General features: G+C 64.9%; 4 protein-coding genes. All 4 read right to left on the bottom strand.

Annotated elements, in window-relative coordinates; all coding sequences use genetic code 11:
* A partial coding sequence (gene rfbC, locus WA950_RS03225; protein WP_424550241.1) for a dTDP-4-dehydrorhamnose 3,5-epimerase occupies positions 1-479 on the bottom strand: 479 nt, incomplete at its 3' end.
* Entirely contained in the window at positions 479-1,360 is an 882-nt protein-coding gene (rfbA, locus tag WA950_RS03220; RefSeq protein ID WP_424550240.1) for a glucose-1-phosphate thymidylyltransferase RfbA, read from the bottom strand. The genes rfbA and rfbC, both read right to left, overlap by 1 nt.
* Before the next feature lies 1 nt (position 1,361).
* Complete coding sequence (gene rfbD / locus WA950_RS03215) at positions 1,362-2,252, bottom strand: dTDP-4-dehydrorhamnose reductase (RefSeq protein ID WP_424550239.1); 891 nt, start codon at positions 2,250-2,252, stop codon at positions 1,362-1,364.
* A 3-nt stretch (positions 2,253-2,255) separates the two neighbouring features.
* Positions 2,256-2,990 (bottom strand): dTDP-glucose 4,6-dehydratase (locus tag WA950_RS03210; protein WP_424550238.1); only part of this gene is annotated, 735 nt, incomplete at its 5' end.

Genomic DNA, 2,990 nt, shown 5'->3' with positions numbered 1-2,990 from the left:
CCGGTGATGGGCCAGTGGATGGCAAGGTCCGGGTCGTTCCACAGGATCGACCGCTCGAAGGCGGGGCTGTAGTAGTCGGTGGTCTTGTAGAGGAACTCGGCGGTTTCGCTCAGCACCACGAAGCCGTGGGCAAACCCCTCCGGCACCCAGAGCTGCTTCTTGTTTTCCGCGCTCAGATGCACACCGACCCATTGCCCGAAGGTGGGGGATGCGCGGCGCACGTCCACTGCCACGTCGAACACCTCGCCCTGGGCCACGCGCACCAGCTTTCCCTGCGGCTGCTGGATCTGGTAGTGCAGGCCGCGCAGCACGTTGCGGGTTGATTTCGAGTGGTTGTCCTGCACGAACGCGCGTGTGAGGCCGGTTGCCTCGCGGAAGGCGCGGGCATTGAAGCTTTCGTAGAAGAAGCCGCGCTCGTCGCCGAACACCTTCGGCTCGAGGATGACGACGTCGGGGATCGCTGTCGGGGTGGCCTGCATCAGTATATCTTTTCCTTCAGGATGTTGTGCAGATAGCGGCCGTAACCGCTTTTCAGCAGCGGCGCCGCCAGCGCCTCAAGTTGCCCCGCATCGATCCAGCCGGCGCGATAGGCGATCTCTTCGGGGCAGGCGACGCGCAGGCCCTGACGCTTTTCGATGGTGGCGATATACTGGCTCGCCTCCAGCAGGGAATCGTGCGTGCCCGTATCGAGCCAGGCATAGCCGCGCCCCATGATCTCGACATCCAGCTGGCCGAGCGACAGGTAGCGGCCATTTATATCGGTGATCTCCAGCTCGCCGCGCGGCGAGGGCTTTATGTCGGCGGCGATATCGCAGACCTGGTCGTCGTAGAAATAGAGCCCGGTCACGGCATAGTTGGACTTCGGCTGTTGCGGCTTCTCCTCGATCGACAGAACCTTCCGCTCGGGATCGAATTCCACCACGCCGTAACGCTCGGGATCGGTGACGTGATAGGCAAACACCCGCGCGCCCTCCTCCTGACGCGCGGCGCTGTGCAGCAGGGTCTGGAAATCGTGGCCGTAGAAGATGTTGTCGCCCAGCACCAAGGCGCTTGGACGGCCACCAATGAAATCGCGCCCGAGAATGAAGGCCTGCGCCAATCCGTCGGGGCTTGGCTGCACGCAATAGGCCAGATTGATGCCCCACTGGCTGCCGTCGCCGAGCAGCGCCTGGAAGCGCGGTGTGTCCTGCGGCGTGGAGATCACCAGGATATCGCGAATGCCCGCCAGCATCAGCGTCGTCAGCGGATAGTAGATCATCGGCTTGTCGTAGACGGGCAGAAGCTGCTTCGACATGGCAAGCGTCGCGGGGTGAAGCCGGGTGCCGGAACCACCGGCGAGAATGATACCCTTGCGTTGCATCTCAGCTCCGAATGATCTGCTGGAGGACGTGATCGAGGCCCGACTGCCAGTGCGGCAGGGTCAGGCCGAAGGTTTTCTGCAGTTTCGCCGTGTCGAGCCGCGAATTGACCGGACGGCGGGCGGGCGTCGGATAGTCCGCTGTGGTGATCGGCAGGATCGCATCGGCGGCGACCCGAACCGGCCTGCCGGCGCGCCGGGCGGCTTCGATGACATGGCAGGCATAGGCGTGCCAGTTGGTCTCACCACCCGCGGCAAGATGATAGACGCCATCGGGGACGGCATCGCGGCCATGCGCCGCCTGCCGGATGGCGTGGGCGGTGATGTCGGCGATCAGCGCGGCGGAGGTCGGCGCACCCATCTGGTCGGCGACGACCTTCAGCTCGTCCCGCTCCGCGGCAAGCCGCAGCATTGTCCTGGCGAAGTTCGCGCCATGAGCGCCGAACACCCAGCTCGTGCGAAAGATGAGATGGCGCGCGCCGCTGGAGGCGAGCGCCTCCTCACCCGCAAGCTTGCTGCGCCCGTAGACGCTTTGCGGGCCGGTCGCGGCATCCTCGCCATACCAGCCGGCAGCCGTTCCATCGAAAACATAATCCGTCGAATAGTGCACCACGAGCGCGCCGCGCTGCGCCGCCTCCGCGCCGATGATGCCGGGGGCGAGCGCATTGATCGCCCGGGCGCGGTCCGCTTCGCTCTCGGCGCGATCCACCGCCGTATAGGCGGCGGGATTGACGACGACATCCGGTTCCGCCTTGCGAATGGCGGCCCGCACGGAGGCCTCGTCCTCGAGATCGCAGCCGGACCGGTCGAGCGCGATCACCGTGCCGAGCGGCGCCAGCGCCCGCTGCAGCTCGAACCCCACCTGGCCGTTCCTGCCCGTCAGAAGGATCCGCACGGCTCAGTGCCCGTATTGCTGGCCGAGCCAGTTCTGATAGGCGCCGCTGGTGACGTTTTCGACCCAGCCCTGGTTGTCGAGATACCATTGCACCGTCTTGGCGATGCCGGTCTCGAAGGTTTCCGCCGGTTTCCAGCCGAGTTCGCGCTCGATCTTGCCGGCATCGATCGCATAGCGGCGGTCATGGCCGGGACGATCCGTCACGAAGGTGATCTGGCTCGCATAGGAAAGCCCGTCGGCGCGCGGCTTCAGATCATCGAGGATTGCGCAGAGGACGCGCACCACGTCGAGATTAGCCATCTCGTTCCAGCCGCCGATATTATACGTCTCGCCCGGCCGGCCGGCCTCCAGCACGCGCCGGATCGCCGAGCAATGGTCCTTCACATAGAGCCAGTCGCGGACCTGCTGGCCGTCGCCGTAGATCGGCAGCGGCTTGCCCGCCAGCGCATTGCGGATGCACAGCGGTATGAGCTTTTCCGGAAAGTGATAGGGGCCGTAATTGTTGGAGCAGTTGGTGGTCAGCACCGGCAGGCCGTAGGTATGGTGATAGGCGCGAACCAGATGGTCGGAGGCCGCCTTGCTGGCCGAATAGGGGCTGTTGGGCTCGTAGCGGTTGGTTTCCGCGAAAGGACGATCCGCTTTCTCCAGCGAGCCGTACACCTCGTCGGTCGACACATGCAGGAAGCGGAAGTCCTGTTTGCGGTCTTCGGCAAGCTCGTTCCAATAGGTCCGCACCGC

Source organism: Shinella sp. (assembly GCF_049651085.1).
GTDB lineage: Bacteria > Pseudomonadota > Alphaproteobacteria > Rhizobiales > Rhizobiaceae > Shinella.
This window is presented reverse-complemented; position numbering and strand designations above follow the sequence as displayed.